The following is a 17,425-nucleotide window of genomic DNA, read 5'->3' as shown; positions in this document are numbered from 1 at the left end:
TCCTCAGGACGACGCCGCCGATGCCGAGCGCCGCTCCGATGAGGCCGCCGATGAGCAGGTTGAGCCGCGTGTTCGGCGAGGACGGCGCATCCGGCGGGAGCGCGTCGCGGACGGGGGTGAGGTGAACCGGGCTCGATGCGGGTTCGTCGTCGTCGACGGATTCGAGGGTCTCGACCGTCGTGGCGAGCGATGCGGCCACGGCGTTGGCGGTGTCGGCGGCGCGGTCCGGATCCGTGTCGGTCACGGTGATCGTGATCAGGAACGTGTTCGGCACCGTCGTCGCCTGCACGCGCGGAGCGAGGTCGGGGGCGTCCTCGTCGAGCCCCAGCTGCTCGATCGCCGGATCGAGCACGATCGGCGTCGACACGAGGCTGGCGTAGGTCGCGACGCGCGACTGCGCGAAGCTCGCGCCCTGCTCGAGCTCGGCGATGCTGCCACCTGCCTGGCTCGAGACGAACACGGTGCTCTGCGCACGGTACTCCGGCGTGCGGGTGAGCGACCAGGCGAGGGCCACCGCGATCCCCAGCAGCGTCGCCGCGAGGATGATCCCCCAGTTCCTGCGCAGAATCCGGACGTATTCCCTGAGCTCCATGTCGCCTCTCGGTCCGGTGGTTCCGGGTATTGTGCCACACCGCGAGGCGACATCCCGGTGCTCAGACGGTGACGGCGCCCCGCACGGTCTCGGCGGCGACGCGGATCGCGGGGACCAACTGCGCGCCGCACGCCACGTACGCGTGCCACTCCCGTCCGTACGGGTCGGGAACGTCGTCCTCGTCGGGGTCCACGGGCTGCGGCACGAGGCCGCGATGCAGGGCGAGCTCGCGGGCCATCGCGCGGACGCGCCCGGACGGCGAGTCGCCGGCGGATGCCGCCGCCTGCAGCTCCTCGCGCGGCACCGCCCGCGCGAGACGGGCGAACTCCCGCACCGTGAACGTCGCGTGCACGCGCGTCGGCGCGATCTCGACGACCGCCCTGCGCTGGTCGCGGTCCATCGTGAGGATGAGGTCAGGGCGCGTGAGCTGACCTTCGTCGAGGCGGCGGGCGCGGTGCATCCGGATCTCGTCTGGTCCGACCCCGAGCCGTTCGGCGAGGCGCACGGCGTCGGGTGCCATCGCGTCATGGTCGCGTGCGTGCGTGCCTGCGCTCTCGACCCGCGCGCCGACGTCGCCGAGCGCGCGCCGGAGGAGCTGTGCGGCGAGCGGAGAGCGGCAGATGTTGCCGGTGCACACCGTGAGGATCTCGATCATGCGGGCGGTGCCCTCTCGGGGAGGTTGAGAAATCCTTGCGGAAATCTGAATGATACCTGTTGATTCCGTCTGGGGTGGAGTAGCATGACGGCACTCCGGCGGTCAAGGGCCGCGCCAGCGGAGGCACTGCGGCAGAGAACTGGGGATCTCACATGCTGAAGAAGATTGTTTCCGTCATCGGTATCAGCGGCGCCCTCATCTTCATGGCGGCGAGCGCTGCGACCGCGGACACGTACCCACCGGACGTCACGTGCACTGTGCAGGCGCCGACGATCACGCCCGGGCAGTCGACGGTCATCGAGTGCGGCGGCGACGGCACGGTTCCCGCGGGAACGACCGCGGTGTTCACCGTGAGCGGCGCCGGCGTGTCGGCCTCGTCGCTCTCTTCGCTGTTCGCGGCGGTCGGCACGACGCAGGTCACAAAGACAGCCGATGGCAACGGCAACCTGTCGGCGACCTTCACGGCGCCGCAGGTGACCGGCACCCACAACTACACCGTGAGTGTCGCCGACACCGCCGGAACGTTCGCTGCCACCGCGTCCATCACCGTCAACGGGCCCAGCGGGGGCGAAGGCGCCGCCGGCGGCGGTCTGTCGACCACGGGTGGCACGGTGCCGGCGGCGCTGATCTGGGGCGGCATCGGTGCGCTCGGCATCGGCGGCATCGCCATCGCGGCGGCGCTCGCGCGGCGTCGTGCCCGCGGACAGTAGAGGCACCTCGACGAGCCCGTCGCGCGAAGGCACCCGTCGCGACGGGCTCGAGCCGCGCCCGCACCGGCTGCGTCGCGCCCGGTACGAGCTCCCGGGCCTCGCCCTCGGGATCGCCGCCGTCGCGTGGGCGCTGACGGCGGCCGCGGCGGCGACGGCGCAGCTCTTCACCGGCTGGCCGCCCGTCGCGCTGGCGGTCGCCCTCGTCGTGCTGACGATGACGCCCCTCGCGCTCGCCGTCGCGATCGCGGGCCGGCGGTCCCGCGACGGCGCGGGTGCGCCGGCGGGCTTCGTGCGCGGGTCGTGGACGGATGCGGTGCTCGGGGCGTTCGCGGGACTCGTCGTGCGCGCGCTCGTCGAGCTCGTCGCGCCGACAGGCGGCGCATCCGGTCTCGCGCCTCCGGCGCCCGCGCTCGCGGTCACGCTCATCGCGGCGGTGCTCATCGCGCCGATCGTGGAGGAGGCCTACTTCCGCGGTCTCGTCCAGGGCGCCGCGAGCGACGTGCTCGCGAACCGCATGGGACGACGGTCGATGGCGGTCGTCGCCGTCGCGATCTCGACCGCGGCGTTCGTCGCGATGCACGCGATCGTGGGAGGGCTGCAGCCGGCGCTCCTGCTGGGGGTGACGCTCACCGGCATCGCGTGCGGCACGCTGGCCGCGGTGACAGGGCGGATCTGGGCCCCGATCGCCGCGCACGTCGTGTACAACGGCGTGGGCGCGCTGGTTCTGCTCGTGCAGCTCTGACGGTGCGGGTGGGCCTGTGTCGACCTAGTCGGCGGACCCGTCGCCGCCGGTGCCCGTATCGGAGCCCGTCGCGGATGCCGCGGCCCGGCGCCTCACGAGGACAGCCGCGGTGACGCCGGCGGCTGCGACCGCGGCGCCGATCGCCACCGTCGCGATCACGGGCGTCGCCGCGCCGTCGTCCTCGCTCGCCGGAGCGCCGTTCTCGGACGGTGAGGGCGCCGGCGTCGGGTCGTCGGTGCGCGGCTCCGTCGTCGGCTGCGGCGCGGTCGGGCTGGCGGACGGATCCGGCTTCGGCGCGGGAGTCGACGGCGCACCCGGCTCTCCGGGCGCCGGCGCGGGCGTCGGAGCGGCCGGCGGCGCGCTCGGGCCGGGCTGCTCAGGCTGCGACGGCCTCGGTGCCGGAGTGGACGGTCGGCCGCCCGGCGGATCGGTGGGCTGCGCCCCGCCGCAGATCATCGCGCCCCCCGAGAACACGCAGCCGGGCGTCGGCACCGGCTCGGAGCGATCGCCCGCCGGCGCGATGAGCCCCGTGCCTGCGAGCACGACGAGCACGGTGCCGAAGAGAACCCCCATGCGTTCACGATAGTCCCGGCCAGCCGCAACGCCAGCGAAAGTGTGCGGAATCTTCGGGAAAGCCTCAGCAGAAGGTAGAACTGCGAGCAGGATTGCGCCTATCTTGTCTCCCACACGGAGTCTGGGGGCCGGTATGGGGAACACGGCGACGCGCGAGCGTGCGAAGGAATCACGGGGGCGGCGCATCGCGATCACGGCGGGGATCATCCTCGTGTGGGTGGTGATCTTCCTCGCGGGAGGGAGGGCGTTCAGCCAGCTCAACGACCTGGGGACGAACGACCGCGTGCAGTTCCTGCCCGACAGCGCGGAGTCGACCCAGGTCGATCGGCTCGACGACGAGTTCAGGGTGAAGGGCTACAGCTACGCCGTCGCGGTGCTCACGTTCGACGAGCCCCTCGACGAGCGCGAAGTGCCGTTCATCGAACGGCAGATCCAGCGGATGCCCCCCATCGACGGGCTCGCGCTGTTCCGCTCGACGCCGCTCATCGTGGCGGACGACGGCCTCGCGGCGGAGTTCGTCATCCCGGTCGACTCGCAGGGCGCGCTCGATGAGACGGTGTCGCTGCTGCGCGCCGGGCTGCAGACCGCCGTTCCCGAGGCGACGGGCGTCTACATCACGGGCGGCGCCGGATTCGCGGCCGACATCATCGCCGCATTCGCCGGCATAGACGGGCTGCTCCTGCTCGTCGCCCTCGGGGCGGTCCTGCTCATCCTGATCGTCGTCTATCGATCGCCGCTGCTTCCGCTCATCGTGCTCTTCACGAGCCTGTCGGCGCTGTGCGGGGCGGTCCTCGTCGTCGCGGGCCTCGCGCGCTCGGGCGCAGTCCTGCTCGCGGGGCAGACGCAGGGGATCCTCCTCATCCTCGTGGTGGGCGCGAGCACCAACTACGCGCTGCTGTACATCAGCCGCTACGGCGAGGCGCTCGCGGCCGGCCGGACGAGGTGGGAGGCCACGCGCGATGCCCTGCGCGGGTCGTGGAAGGCCATCCTCGCCTCGGGGCTCACGGTCATCGCGGCGCTCATGGTGCTCCTGGTCAGCGAGCTCGACTCGAACCGCACGCTCGGGCCGATCGCGTCGATCGGCATCGCGTTCGCGCTTCTCGCATCGTTCACGCTCCTGCCCGCCCTGCTGCTGTGGGCCGGCAGAAGGGCGTTCTGGCCGCGGAGGATCGTGGCGCGGCATCCGCATGAGGACCCCACGGACGGACCGGGGCTGTGGCCGCGCCTCGCGCGGTCCGTGGCGCACCGCCACCGTGGCGTCTGGATCGTGACCGGCCTCGCGCTCGTCGCCATGTCGTTCGGCCTGACGCAGCTGCGCGCCGACGGCGCACCGTCGAGCCAGTACGTCATCGGCGAGTCGCAGGCGCGCGACGGGCTCGCCGTGCTCGCGGAGCATTACCCCGCGGGCTCGGGAACGCCCGCGGTGGTCGTCGTCGAGGCGTCTCGGATGCTCCAGGTGACCGAGGCGATCCTCGGGGTGGACGGCGTGGATCACGTCCGTGTGGCGACACTCGGAGGCCCGACGCCGATCACGCCCGACGGCGTGCAGCCGTTCGCATCGGGGGCGGGTATCGCGCTCGCTCCGCTCGTCGTCGACGGACGCGTGCTGCTCGAGGCGACCCTCGACCACGCACCCGACACGCCGCAGGCGGAGTCCGTCGTCCGGACGCTCCGCGCCGCGCTGGACGATGTCGGCCGGGACGTGCTCGTGGGCGGGCAGACGGCGATCGACATCGATGCGAACGAAGCCGCCCTGCGCGACCGCGCGATCATCATCCCGCTCGTGCTGCTCGCGATCTTCGTCGTGCTCGTCGCGCTGCTGAGATCGCTCGTCGCGCCCGTCATCGTGATCGGCAGCGTCGCGCTGTCGTATGCGGCCGCTCTCGGCGTGTCCGCGATCGCGTTCAACGAGGTCTTCGGGTTCACCGGGGCCGATCCGACGGTGCCGCTGTTCGCGTTCGTGTTCCTCATCGCGCTCGGCGTCGACTACAACATCTTCCTCATGGCCAGGGCGCGGGAGGAGACCGTTCTGCACGGCGCGCGCACGGGCATCCTCAGGAGCCTCGTGCTCACCGGCGGCGTCATCACCTCGGCCGGCATCGTGCTGGCGGCGACCTTCGCCGCGCTCGGTGTGCTGCCGCTGCTGTTCATGGCGCAGATCGCCTTCATCGTGGCGTTCGGGGTGATCCTCGACACGTTCGTCGTGCGCACGCTCCTCGTGCCCGCGCTCGTCTACGACGTGGGTGCGAGTGCGTGGTGGCCGAGCGCGCTCTCGAGGCCGTCGGCATCCGTGGAAAGCCCGCAGGAGGCGCGGGAGACCGTCTCGGTCTGACCCTGGAGCGGGTCGCGCGACGCCCGCGAAGACCCTGTTGCAGGCGGCCGCAGCGGGGGAGTTCGCCTATGCACGGATGCCTGAAGCTCGTCTGAACCCAGTCTGAACTTTTCGTGCGAATTACCTTGTCATTGGGTGGAGATTCCTGTATGAATCAACCAGCGCCGGTTGGGGCCGGTGCACGGCACGGTCTGGGCGTGCCGGGGTTCAGCTGGGGGCGCAAGGCCTGTCTGGAGGGCACGGCAGTCGATGAACACCAACACGCATTCACTTGGGGACCTCTCGGAAAGGTGGCGGCGGATAGCACTGGCGATCGTCGCGATCGCCGGACTGGTGCTGACGCTTCTGGCGGGCAGTCCACCGGACAGAGCCGTGGCGGCGACGGATGAGGATCCGTCGTTCGTCCTCAACCAGAACGACCTGGAGTTCATCCTCCGGCAGATCCAGATCTCGGAGGCACACGCCGCAGACGTGCTGAACCCCTCCAACTACGAGCTGCTCTGCACCGATCAGGGCGACGCCGCGCAGAACTGCGTGTCGGACGAGATGCGTCCCAAGGGCGTCCGCACGATCGACGGCTCGTTCAACAACCTCCGCCTCCACCAGTCCGAGTACGGCGCGTCCGACAACGCGTTCCCCCGGCTGCTGGAGGCCGAATGGCGTCAGGCGGAGCCCGAGGCGCTCGACCTCGGCTTCGAGGCGAACACTCCCGAGCAGATGGCCGCGTGTGAGGCGGGCACGACCTGCTACGCGCAGACGAGCGGCAACGTGTACGACTCGGAGCCGCGCCTGATCAGCAACCTGATCGTCGACCAGTCGGTGAACAACCCCGCCATCGCGAACCAGGTGCAGGCCGGCACGGCGATCCCGATCGAGGGAACCGACCGCGTCGTCACCCCCAACACGGCACCGGACGAGGAGCTCTCGGCGCCGTTCAACACGTTCATGGGCTTCTTCGGCCAGTTCTTCGACCACGGCCTCGACCTGGTCGGCAAGGGCGGCAACGGCACCATGATCGTGCCGCTCGCGGAGGACGACCCGCTCTACTGCCCGGAGAGCGGAATGCGCCCGGGCGAGACCGTGGAGTGCAACCCGGCGGCGAACTTCATCACCCTCACGCGGGCGACTCGCCTCGAGGGCAACCCGACGGAGCACAAGAACCTGACCTCGCCGTTCATCGACCAGAACCAGACCTACGGCTCGCACCCGGCGCACCACTTCTTCCTGCGCGAGTACGAGCTCGAGGGCGGCGTTCCGGTGCCGACCGGCCGGCTCATCGAGGGCGAGAACGGCGGCATGGCGAAGTGGAAGGACGTCAAGGCTCAGGCCCGTGACATCCTCGGCCTCGAGCTCACGGATGCCGACCTGCTCGACGTCCCGCAGATCCTCACGGACCCGTACGGCAACTTCATCCCGGCGGAGAACGGCTACCCGCAGTACATCACCGGCAGCGGCTTCGTCCCGGGCGGTCCCGGCGGCGTCCCCGTCCCGGATGACGTGCTCGGCACGGGCCACGCGTTCCTGGACGACATCGCCCACGGCGCGACGCCGGTGGTCGACCCGGAGACCGGCGAACTGCTGCCGCGCTTCAACGAGGACGGCACCGCCGTGCTCGACCCGGAGACCGGCGAGCCGGTGCTCAGCGGCTACGACAACGCCGCGCTCGACGAGCATTTCATCGCCGGTGACGGGCGCGTCAACGAGAACATCGGCCTCACGGCGGTGCACGCGGTGTTCCACGCGGAGCACAACCGCATGGTCGGGCAGATCCTCGAGGTGCTCAACGGCGAGCGTCCTGAGCTCGAGGCGCAGGACTCCGACGAGCGCGGCGGGATCGAGGAGTTCGCCAAGGCCTTCCGCGGCGAGCCCCACTCGTACGTGTCGGACAAGCCGGAGGAGAACCTCCCGGGGTACTTCCCCGAGGGCGGCAGCCCGGCGTCGCTGCCGGCGAACTGGAACGCCGACGACTGGAAGTTCCAGGAGCGCCTGTTCCACGCCGCCAAGTTCGCGACCGAGATGCAGTACCAGCACCTCGTGTTCGAGGAGTTCGGCCGCAAGATCTCGCCGAACATCGACGCCGTCGTGTTCAACGAGAACAGCTACAACGCGGCGATCGACCCGTCGATCACGGCCGAGTTCGCGCACGTCGTGTACCGGTTCGGCCACTCGATGATGACCGAGGAGATCGGCCGCGAGGCGGTCGAGGGCGGGCAGCCGATGCAGGACATCCCGCTGCTCACCGGATTCCTCAACCCGACGCTCTACGACGAGAACGGAACGCTCTCGCCGGAGGAGGCCGCCGGGTCGCTCATCAACGGCATGACGGCGCGCGTCGGCAGCCAGATCGACGAGCACGTCGTCGACGTGCTGCGCAACAACCTGCTCGGGCTCCCGCTCGACCTCGCGACGCTGAACCTGCTCCGCGGTCGCGACACGGGCGTGCCGCCGCTGCAGGCTGCGCGGCAGAAGTTCTTCGAGATGACCGGCGACACGACTCTCAAGCCGTACACGAGCTGGGACGACTTCGGCCGGAACATCAAGAACGGCAACAACTTCGGTCGTGCCGGTGAGAAGGCGTCGCTCGTGAACTTCGTGGCGGCGTACGGCACGCACCCGTCGATCCTGGCGGCGACCACGATCGAGGAGAAGCGCACCGCCGCTGCCCTCCTCGTGAACGGCGCCCTCCAGGGCGAGGAGTTCGTGATCCGGCACTCCGGTTCCGACCGGTTCCAGACCGCGGCGTTCGTGAGCCAGCGCCAATTCCCCGAGGCGAAGCCGGTGCCCGTGGTGTACATCACCAACGGGTACAACTTCCCCGACGGTCTGGCCGGTGCGGCGGGTGCCGCGGCGGAGGGCGGACCGCTCCTGCTCGTCGCGCACAGCACCGACGGTGAGATCCCGTCGGCGACCGCGGCCGAGCTTCAGCGGCTCACCCCCGAGCGCATCGTGGTGCTGGGCGGTCCCACCACCGTGAGCCCCGAGACGATCGCGAACCTCGCGGCGTACGCGAGCTCCGGTCAGGTGGACGTGCTCGCGGGCACGAACCGCTACCACACCGCGTCGCTCATCAGCCAGCGGTTCGCCGAGCCGGGGGTCGAGCGCGTGTTCGTCGTGGACGGCACGAACTACCCGGACGCGCTCGCGGTCAGCGCGATCGCGGCTCGGGACGGCTCGCCGGTCCTGTTGACGACGCCAGGGGCGCTCCCGCCGGCCACCGCGGCCGAGCTCGCGCGCCTCACGCCGGGTGAGATCGTGATCGTCGGCGGCACGCCGTCGGTGAGCGCGGCCGTCGAGACGGCGATCTCGGCGTACGGCGACACGCGCCGCATCGCGGGTGTGAACCGCTACGACACCGCGGTGAAGGTCAGCCAGGAGTTCTACCCGGACGGAGCGCCGACGGCGTTCGTCACCACCGGCACGAACTTCCCCGACGCGCTCGCGGCGGGCCCGGCGGCCGGCATGTTCGGCGGACCGATCCTGCTCACGCAGCCGACCGCGATCGCGGCGGGCACGATGAGCGAGCTGCAGCGGCTCGGCATCGCGCAGGTGCAGATCGTCGGCAGCCCGAACTCGGTGTCGCTCGCGGTCGAAGAGCAGATCGCGACGCTCGCCCCGCCTGTCGTGGCCGCTCCGGAGGACCGTGAGGACTTCATGTTCAGCACGGGCACGTGGGCGGGCAAGGAGACCGGCCTCAATGATGTCGACTTCTGGATCGGCGGCCTCGCAGAGCGCCTCGACCCGTTCGGCGGCATGCTCGGCTCGACGTTCAACTTCGTGTTCGAGACGCAGCTGGAGAAGCTCCAGTTCGGCGACCGGTTCTACTACCTGTTCCGCAACGAGGGTGAGCAGCTGTTCGCCGCTCTCGAGGGCAACACGTTCTCGGACATCATCCAGCGGAACACGGATGCCTCGAACCTGCCGGCCGACATCTTCGCGCTGCAGGATCCGATCATCGACATCGAGGAGCAGGCGGCACTGCCGGCCTCGGAGCGCGTGCCGGGTCTCAGCCTGATCAACGGCCAGTGGCGTTGGCAGGGCGACGAGCACGTCGAGATGCACGGCACGCCGGCGGACGACAACCTGCGCGGCGACGAGGGCGACGACTCCATCTGGGGTTACGGAGGCGACGACCGCATCGAGGGCGGCTCCGGCAACGACATGCTCGTCGGCGGACAGGGGAACGACATCATCACCGACTCGTTCGGCGACGACAACATCAAGGGCAAGCAGGGCAATGACGCCATCAACGTGGGCGGCGGGGTCGACCTCGGCCTCGGCGGTCTCGGCGATGACTTCATGGTCAACGGCGGCGGAGACGTCACCACCCTCTTCGGAGGAATGGGCGATGACATCTTCCTCGGCACCACGGGCCGCATGACGGTCGTCGGCGGTGAGCACGACGACTGGGTCGAGGGTTCCGGCCACGCCGACCTGCTGCAGGGCGACAACGCCGACCAGTTCCAGAACGACACCCTCGGCGGCAACGATGTCGTGGCAGGACGCCTCGGCAACGACGACGTCGAAGGTGAAGGCGGCGATGACATCCTCATCGGCAACGCCACCGGGACCGACCGCCACCACGGCGGTCTCGGATGGGACTGGATCACCTACTACGGCACCAACGTCGGCATCACGGCGGACTGGGCGTTCAACCGGGTGTTCGAGCCGAACAACCCGCTGCCGTCGCGGTTCGACCTGCTCGAGGCGATGTCCGGTGGATCGGGAAGCGACATCCTGCGCGGCCCGATCGCGAACCCGGACGACCTGTCGGAGAGCGAGATCGAGCTGAACAAGGCGACCGAGGAGGCGCTCGGCCGCATCGCCGGCCTGAAGGAGATGCTGCGTCCGGTCATCCAGGTGGACGGCGAGCCGCTCGCCCTGGGCGACTTCTCGCTCAACTTCATGCGGGGTGCTCCGGAGGCGGACGCGGATGGCGTGCACAAGATCGTCATCGGCGGTCCTGGCAACGACATCATCGAGGGCCGGGGTGGCAACGACTACCTCGACGGCGACAAGATGCTGCGCGTGCGGCTCACGGACGGGACGAACTTCTACGACAGCGCGTCCCAGCTCCAGGCCCGCGTGTTCGCGGGGACGCTCGACCCGGGCACGATCGACATCGTGCGCGACATCGTCGACGACCCGAACGCCGGCAGCTCGATGGACACGGCGCAGTACGCCAACGCCTTCGCCGAGTACGAGATCACGCCGGTCGGACCGCTCGGCTCCGGCTACTGGCGCATCGAGCACGTCGGTGCGGCTGAGCCTGAGGAGAGCGACGGCGTGGACGTCATCCACGGGTTCGAGCGGCTGCAGTTCCTCGACGGCTGCGCCGAGATCTCCGAGGACGGCACCGCATGGATCTCGTGCACGGCGGACGCCGCGGTCACGATGACGCCGATGGACCCGGTCGAGGCCGAGCCGGTCGTGGCCGAGGTGTGGGAGGCCGACGCCGATGGCGACCCGACGGATGCCCCGTACGACCTGCAGGGCATGACCAACGTCCGGTACACCTGGTGGGCCGGCGAGGGCGACAACGCCGAGAACGTCAGCGAGTGGGAGCAGCTTCCCAACCCGCTCGGCACGGCGTCGAACGTCTACGTGCCCGACCAGTCGGCGGTCGGCCAGCTCCTGCGGGTGACCGTGAGCTGGACGGATGCGGACGGCACCTTCCAGACCGTGACGTCGGCGGTGTCCGACACACCGGTCGCGGAGGGCCCGTCGGGATCGGGGACGGTGGTGCTGATGCACCCCGAACCGCTCCTCGTCGGCTCGACGATCGTGGCCGGTCCGCCGACCGACCCCGACGGAGGCCTCGGCGAGGACTCGGTCCTCACCTACGAGTGGTCGTGGACGACGACGGACCCGAACGCTCCCGGAGCGGAGCCGGAGTGGACGCCGTACGCCCCCGAGGAGATCGTGCCTCCGGGGACGGTCTACGCACCGAAGTCGACCGACGTCGGCCGGTGGATCCGGGTGATCGTCTCCTACACGGACGGGGCGGAGAACCCCGACCAGGCCACCGCCTGGACGACGGTTCCGGTGACCGGTCCCTAGGGATCGCAGGAGAAGGACAGAAGGAGGAATCCCAGCAGCCGCGCCCGGCGTGAAACACCCCCTCTCCCGCGTATCGAGCCCTTCCCCAGGCCGGCAGGAGGCGCCGGGTGCGGCATGCAGAGGGGTCGACCCGAAAGGGTCGGCCCTTCTGCTCCGCGCCGATCGAGCTCAGTCCGCCGCGCAGCCGGGTGCGTCGATCGTGACGGGAGTATCGCGGACCATCGGCGTCGTCCATACGTCGAAGGGGCCGTATTCGGATGCCGCCACACCCTCTGCGCCCTTCATGACCACGTCGATCGTGGCCGATGTCTGCGGCGGCGTCACCACGCTGATGCGCACGACATCGCGGCCGAGGTGGGTGCCTTCGCTCATCAGGGAGTACGACTGCGCGCCTGACACCGTCCAGGACTCGATCATGGCGCCGACGGGGGAGTAGATCAGCACGTCGGTGGCGATAGTGCCGGGTGAGTAGAACGGGCCGGTGATGTAGAGCGGCAGGCCAGCGGCGGCTTCGGGAGTCACGGTGTTGTTGAAGACCACCCGCTTCGTGAACGTCGGCGGCGCGGTCGTGGAGCACTGATCGGTCGTTGCGGTCACCGAGGCGGTCACGTAGTAGTCCATCTTCGAGCCGGTTGTGTCGTTGAAGTAGACGCCCGAGACCGTCTCGGTGCTGTTGTCGACGGGGAGGACTCCGGCGAGCGGGGTATGGGCGGTCAACGACGCGATGTCTGCGTTGGAGCTCCACACCTTGAGTCGGTCCTCGTCTACGGCGCGCACCAGTCCGTTGACGAACGCCACTGGATTGGAGATTCCGGTCGTCAGCGTCCCGAAGATCTTCGCCGCGGCCGATGCGAAGAAGGCGTCCTGCTCGTCCAGAGCCGAGTAACGGAAGTAGGCGCCGTTGAGTAGAAGCGAGACCGCGTTACTGCTTGTGAGCTGGTCTCCCGTGTCGAGCGTGACGGGGCCGGTTGCGGCGAGCAGGTACGAGAGCGCAATCGGATCGATCGAGATGACGCTGTCGAAGGCGGGTAGCTGTTCGTCGGCCCACCACCCCTGCAGGATGCGCACAGTCGTCGGGAAGTCGGGGGTCGCGGTCATGTTCGGGATCCAGCGACCGATGATGTCCGAGTAGATGTTCTCGGTTTCGGCATCGAGCGGCACCACGCTTTCGGGCCGGGCATTCTCGAACTCGAGACTCGTGATCTGTCGGGTGAGCGCGATCCGACCGTCGGTCACGGTGATCAGCGCCATCGCCGCCGGGTTGCCGCCCAACGCGCGCATCTCCGAGGTGCCCTGGAACATGAGCAGGTAAGTGTGCGTCCCTCCCTCGCCGAGCGCTGCGGGGAGGACGTCGATCAGCGGCTTGACCGTCGACATCAACTGTTCAGCGCTATCGACGGCGTCAGAGAGCTGGGTGAGAGCTGCGTCGACACGTGGATCCAGCCCGGCTCGGTCCACGTCTGCCAGATCGGCTTCGATGTCTGCGAAGACAATCTGACCTTCGGCGATCGCGTCGCCTAGTTCGTGGACTGCGGCCATGTCGATCTGGCCCCCGACGGGCTGGAACGCGGAGAGGCTGATGCGCGGAACGGATGCAGCCGCGAACCGTGCTGCGGCGTCAACGCTTTCCGCTGCGGTGCGGACCGCCTTGAGGTTCGATCCGAGAACCGGCACAGCCTCGGCCAGGCCCCATGAGCGCCCGCTCGTCCTGGCGAGCGCCTGCCCGGCGAGCCGCTCGAGCGACAAGGCGTCGGCCTCGGCGCCGGCGGTATCACCAGCGATGACCTTCTGCGGAAGGGTGCGCGCGATGGCTGCCGCACGAGTGAGGTCGTCACGTACCCCGAAGACGTCGCCAGCGACCTTCGCAGCGAACACTCCGATGCTGGCGATGCCAACGAGTACGACGGCTCCGGCGATGATCCAAATGAGGGCGGATCGCGTACGTCGACGGGTGTGTGCGGCTGCGCGCGCGTCGGCGCGGGTCCGCGGTGTCTCAGGCATCCTCACCATTCAACCGGATCTGACTGAGAGGACCCCGTTTGGGACGGTTGGTACGCTGGCAATCTTGTGGCGACCGCGGGCAGTCCGCGGCATCCGGAAAGTCTGAGTGACGAGCGAATGCAACCGAACGGCGAGGTCGTAGAGACCGACTCCTGGCGGCTCGTCGTTCCGCCGCACGTGACGGGCGATTCGCCCATTCTGTGCATTCCCACGGTGCACCCGCGGGGTGACCGCCGAGTCATCCGCTGTGCCCAGGTCGCGCTCGACGCCGGCTTCAGACTCTCGTTCGTGTGGCTCGGAGAGGGCGAACCCGGCCGCCACCCCGCCATCGAAGAGCGTCTGCTGCCGACCCCTGCTTCGACGAAAGAACGGCTGCTGTCAGTCCGGACGGTTGCGCGTGTGGCGCGAGACATCGATGCCCGGCTGTGGCATATCCACGACTTCTACATGCTCGGCCAGGCTCGCCGGTGGCACCGGAAGACTGGGCGGCCCGTCGTGTATGACGTGCACGAGTATTACGGCGAGTACTACGCGAGCAAGCTTCCGCTCCCGGGCTGGGCGAGGCGCTTCGTCGGCGAGCAGCTCGACCGGTACCAGGCCCGCACGACACGTGCGACGCGCGGGGGCGCGAACCTCGTGGCTGAGGCGATGCGCAGCCCGTTTGATCGGCTCAACGTGCCAGTGGCGGTCTCTCCGAACTATCCGTCGGCGGAGCAATTCCGCGAAGGCCTGAGGCTACCGTTCGCTGAGAGATCGATGCGGCTTATCCACACGGGCTCCTTGAATCGCGAATACGGATCGCAGGCGCTCGTGCGTATAGCAAAGCGGGCGCTTGACCGGGACGCAGGTTTGCAGATCGACGTAATGGCGCGGTTCTCGAGTCAGCAAGACAGGGAAGACTTCATGCGCATGGTCGAAGAAGCGGGCAACCCGCCGAATCTTCGGATACTCGACCCGGTGCCGACTCACGAGATGCCGGAACTGCTCGCAAGCTACGGATTTGGCCTTTCACTTCTGCAACCGTCTCACCCCCAGGTTGACACTGCTGTCGCAAGCAAGCTCTATGAGTACGCGGTGATGGGTCTGGTGATCGCCAGCACGGACGGACGAGCAGCGGCGCAGTTCATCTCGAACCATGCACTCGGCTTCACAGTCGGGCCGGACGAGCTTGATCTTCTGGTCACAAAGATCACCGAGTTGCGGCGCGATGAGGCCAGCACGGAGGCTGCGCTCGACCGCTCAGTTGCTCATGCCCGCGCGCGGTTCACCTGGGAGGGCACGAGCAGCCCGGCGCTACGGGCGTTGTACGCGCGAGTCGTATCAGGGGGTAGTGCCGCCGTCTCACGCGGCTGAGAACCCATCGGTCGGTCCGCCTGCTTCTGGCGACGACGTCTCGCGCCTGCTCAGTACGAGGAAGAGATACCCGCCATATGCGGTCACCATCACGCCCGAGACGACCCATACCATGGCGAGGGCGGATCCTGTCGCTCCAACTGTGACCGCGGCCGCCGCGAAGACCCCAATGAGGCGTGCGATGTCCCACACGAGCTGGGTTCGCACTCGACCCCTGATCACCAGGCACTGCGACAGCGGACCGACGATGAGTTGCGAACCTATTGCGGGTGCCATAGCGGCGATGTACGGGCCCACCCCGGCCCACTCCGGGCCAAGGACCACATCGAGCGGGAGCATACTGGCTAGGAGCAGCATGGCGGTTCCAATCGCTCCAAGGGGCGCGAGTCGCCATAGCCAATGAACGACGAGCGCTCGACTCGCATGCTCATCGGATCGGACCTGAGCACCGTACTGAGTGATCACGACCGGAAGGATCGCCGCGACCACGAGTCCTGCGGGCGCAAGCGCAAGGCGTTGCGCGACTGCGAGTTCACCGGTCGTTGCATCGCCGAAGTAAACCTGGGTCAACAGGGGTAGTGCAGCGACCACAGCGGCGTTGCAGCCCGCGGCAAGTGTCAGCAAGAGAGCGTGGCGGACGATGCGTCTGAGGGAGTCGCGACTCGGCTTGGCATATGGAAGGGCTGCCACTCTTCGATGCGAGCTGATCGTCTGCACCCCGCTCGCCGCAAGCAGGCCGAGTGCGGCTCCCGTTTGCATTCCGATGGGCCCCGCCGGGCCCGCCAGTCCGATCTGCGCGACCGTCTGGCCCACGCCTTGGACGGCCTTGGCGGCGGCCACGCCGCGAAGTTCTTGGACGCGCGAAGCGGTCTGCAGCGAGAGTGCGACGCTTCCGATCCCGATTGACGTGAGGGCTGTGATCACCGTGTCGATCAGCGAAAACCCCAGGGCTAGGCCGGCAATCGGGGCCAACAGTGCCGACAGGATGACAAGTTGCGTGGCGCCGCGCCGTGACAGCCAGCGAACTTCGCCGTCAGGAGCGGCGGGGAGCATGAGCTCGAATCGGAGCGTGGCAACCGCCCCGATCACTCCCGCGGCGGCGAGGATCGCGGCGGCAGTGCCGATCTGTGCGGGGGAGTAGAGGCGCGAGAGGATCGGCGTCGCGAGGTACACGGCGCCCTGACCTACGATGAGTCCCGCGGCGATGAGGGTGCTAGATCGCACGTGGCTCATGCTTCGCCCGAGTGACCGGTGTCGGGCCGAAGGTTCCCGGGAGGTGTCGACTTCGTCGCCGCATTGGCCCGCTCGTCCTGAACGGCGGCGATCCTCGCGCGGCTCGAATACGGCTTTCGGGCGAGCGAAGGCTTTTCGACGAGCCGCCAAGAAGCGAACGCGATGGCAAGCGAGATAAGGAAGACCATGAGGACGAGGATCGTCCCGTCCACCGGCCACGTCCGAGCGCCGAAGTAGATGAGCGTATTCACTACGATCATGTGCCAGATGTAGGTGCCGAAGCTCAAGTCTCCCAGACGGCTCGTGATGCGTGAGAACATCTGCGGCCCGCGATAGCCGAACCACATCGCGGCGTAAGAGAGGGGGATTGCCGCGAGCGCCCTGGTGATGACCGCTCCCTCCGCGCCGACGGGAATCTTGTCGATGACAAAGTAGAGGACGATCGCCGCGAGTGCGATCCAGCCGGACTGGACGACCCTCGGCCACGCTCTTGACCACAGCATCCCGAGAGCGAAGTACCAGAGATATGGCAGGAAGGTCACCCCGTAGAACTTCCAGATGAGTGGCTCGGATTCGGTCCCCCCTACCGCCGCATAGACCAGGATGCCCGCGACCGCGACTCCGAACGTGACCATCAGCGTGGTTCGCCACTTCACACGTGATGCGAGCAGCACGAGCATTGGGACGATCGCGTAGAAGGACACCTCCATGGGGATCGTCGGGAGGCTGCCGTTGACGACGCCGACTCCGAAGTCCGCCAGCGCAGGCGGAGTGTAGACGGGTATGAGGAGGAGGTTCGAAGCGACGTATGCACCATAGGTCGGTGTCAGCGCTTGGCTGAACGTGATAATGCCGACGGCGAGAAGGAAGATGGTCAGGGCAACGATGTACACGTACATCGCCGGCATGATCCTCAGAGCGCGGTTCGCGTAGAAGCTGCGCCATGGAAGGCCGGATGCCAGGCACTTCTCACCGGAGCGATAGACCATCATCCCCGAGAGGATGAAGAAGAGCGGCACGCCTCCGTTGAACCACCAGTTGTTGCCCTCGTTATGCCAGAGAAAGCTCGCGTCTAGGTGGATGACAGCGTGGTGGATGAGGACGGTCGAAGCGGCGAGTAATCGCAAGAAGTCGAAGTTGTTCCTTCTCATGCCACCTGAATCCGCCATCGGGGCAG

At 68.5% G+C, this 17,425-nt stretch carries 11 protein-coding genes; 5 read left to right on the top strand and 6 right to left on the bottom strand.

Annotated features, from left to right (window positions below; genetic code table 11):
• Positions 1-592 (bottom strand): YveK family protein (locus VNR19_RS14310; RefSeq protein WP_325727884.1); only part of this gene is annotated, 592 nt, incomplete at its 3' end.
• 61 nt (positions 593-653) lie between these two features.
• Positions 654-1,247 carry an arsenate reductase/protein-tyrosine-phosphatase family protein gene (locus tag VNR19_RS14305; protein ID WP_325727881.1) on the bottom strand — a complete coding sequence of 198 codons (594 nt, stop codon included), beginning with the start codon at positions 1,245-1,247 and terminating at the stop codon, positions 654-656.
• 152 nt (positions 1,248-1,399) lie between these two features.
• Between VNR19_RS14305 and VNR19_RS14300 the strand changes: the two genes are divergently transcribed.
• Together VNR19_RS14300 and VNR19_RS14295 are read left to right on the top strand one after the other, a co-directional pair.
• Positions 1,400-1,957, top strand: a complete 558-nt coding sequence (locus VNR19_RS14300; RefSeq protein WP_325727879.1) for a hypothetical protein — start codon at positions 1,400-1,402, stop codon at positions 1,955-1,957.
• Complete coding sequence (locus VNR19_RS14295) at positions 1,941-2,699, top strand: CPBP family intramembrane glutamic endopeptidase (protein ID WP_325727877.1); 759 nt, start codon at positions 1,941-1,943, stop codon at positions 2,697-2,699. The genes VNR19_RS14300 and VNR19_RS14295 overlap by 17 nt, the downstream gene beginning before the upstream one ends.
• A gap of 24 nt (positions 2,700-2,723) precedes the next feature.
• On the opposite strand, the gene VNR19_RS14290 is transcribed toward VNR19_RS14295, so the two are convergent.
• On the bottom strand, positions 2,724-3,272 hold the full coding sequence (locus tag VNR19_RS14290; RefSeq protein ID WP_325033474.1) for a hypothetical protein: 549 nt from the start codon (positions 3,270-3,272) through the stop codon (positions 2,724-2,726).
• 133 nt (positions 3,273-3,405) lie between these two features.
• On the opposite strand from VNR19_RS14290, the gene VNR19_RS14285 reads away from it, so the two are divergent.
• Entirely contained in the window at positions 3,406-5,604 is a 2,199-nt protein-coding gene (locus tag VNR19_RS14285) for an MMPL family transporter (RefSeq protein ID WP_325727875.1), read from the top strand.
• A gap of 249 nt (positions 5,605-5,853) precedes the next feature.
• The gene (locus VNR19_RS14280; protein WP_325727873.1) at positions 5,854-11,661 is read left to right on the top strand and encodes a peroxidase family protein; all 5,808 of its coding nucleotides are present in this window, start codon (positions 5,854-5,856) and stop codon (positions 11,659-11,661) included.
• Positions 11,662-11,829: 168 nt separating this feature from the next.
• Here the strand turns inward: VNR19_RS14280 and VNR19_RS14275 are convergent, their stop codons facing one another.
• On the bottom strand, positions 11,830-13,662 hold the full coding sequence (locus VNR19_RS14275; protein WP_325727871.1) for a DUF4012 domain-containing protein: 1,833 nt from the start codon (positions 13,660-13,662) through the stop codon (positions 11,830-11,832).
• Positions 13,663-13,728: 66 nt separating this feature from the next.
• Between VNR19_RS14275 and VNR19_RS14270 the strand changes: the two genes are divergently transcribed.
• Positions 13,729-15,015 (top strand): glycosyltransferase, encoded by a 1,287-nt coding sequence (locus VNR19_RS14270; protein ID WP_325727869.1) that lies wholly within the window; start codon positions 13,729-13,731, stop codon positions 15,013-15,015.
• On the opposite strand, the gene VNR19_RS14265 is transcribed toward VNR19_RS14270, so the two are convergent.
• Complete coding sequence (locus tag VNR19_RS14265) at positions 15,004-16,248, bottom strand: MATE family efflux transporter (protein ID WP_325727867.1); 1,245 nt, start codon at positions 16,246-16,248, stop codon at positions 15,004-15,006. The genes VNR19_RS14270 and VNR19_RS14265 overlap by 12 nt on opposite strands.
• Positions 16,245-17,417, bottom strand: a complete 1,173-nt coding sequence (locus VNR19_RS14260; protein ID WP_325727865.1) for an acyltransferase family protein — start codon at positions 17,415-17,417, stop codon at positions 16,245-16,247. Before VNR19_RS14260 ends, VNR19_RS14265 begins: the two co-directional genes overlap by 4 nt.
• Between the last annotated feature and the right edge of the window lie 8 nt (positions 17,418-17,425).

The sequence above is a fragment of the Microbacterium sp. genome (genome assembly GCF_035556355.1).
Lineage (GTDB): Bacteria > Actinomycetota > Actinomycetes > Actinomycetales > Microbacteriaceae > Microbacterium.
The sequence above is the reverse complement of the archived record's forward strand: the minus strand, read 5'-3'. Positions and strand labels throughout refer to the sequence as shown.

Bases quoted from the DNA above. Each gene is read 5' to 3' on its own strand.
- VNR19_RS14305 (WP_325727881.1), bottom strand. From the start codon at position 1,247: ATGATCGAGATCCTCACGGTGTGCACCGGCAACATCTGCCGCTCTCCG.
- VNR19_RS14300 (WP_325727879.1), top strand. From the start codon at position 1,400: ATGCTGAAGAAGATTGTTTCCGTCATCGGTATCAGCGGCGCCCTCATC.
- VNR19_RS14290 (WP_325033474.1), bottom strand. From the start codon at position 3,272: ATGGGGGTTCTCTTCGGCACCGTGCTCGTCGTGCTCGCAGGCACGGGG.
- VNR19_RS14285 (WP_325727875.1), top strand. From the start codon at position 3,406: ATGGGGAACACGGCGACGCGCGAGCGTGCGAAGGAATCACGGGGGCGG.
- VNR19_RS14280 (WP_325727873.1), top strand. From the start codon at position 5,854: ATGAACACCAACACGCATTCACTTGGGGACCTCTCGGAAAGGTGGCGG.
- VNR19_RS14275 (WP_325727871.1), bottom strand. From the start codon at position 13,662: ATGCCTGAGACACCGCGGACCCGCGCCGACGCGCGCGCAGCCGCACAC.
- VNR19_RS14265 (WP_325727867.1), bottom strand. From the start codon at position 16,248: ATGAGCCACGTGCGATCTAGCACCCTCATCGCCGCGGGACTCATCGTA.
- VNR19_RS14260 (WP_325727865.1), bottom strand. From the start codon at position 17,417: ATGGCGGATTCAGGTGGCATGAGAAGGAACAACTTCGACTTCTTGCGA.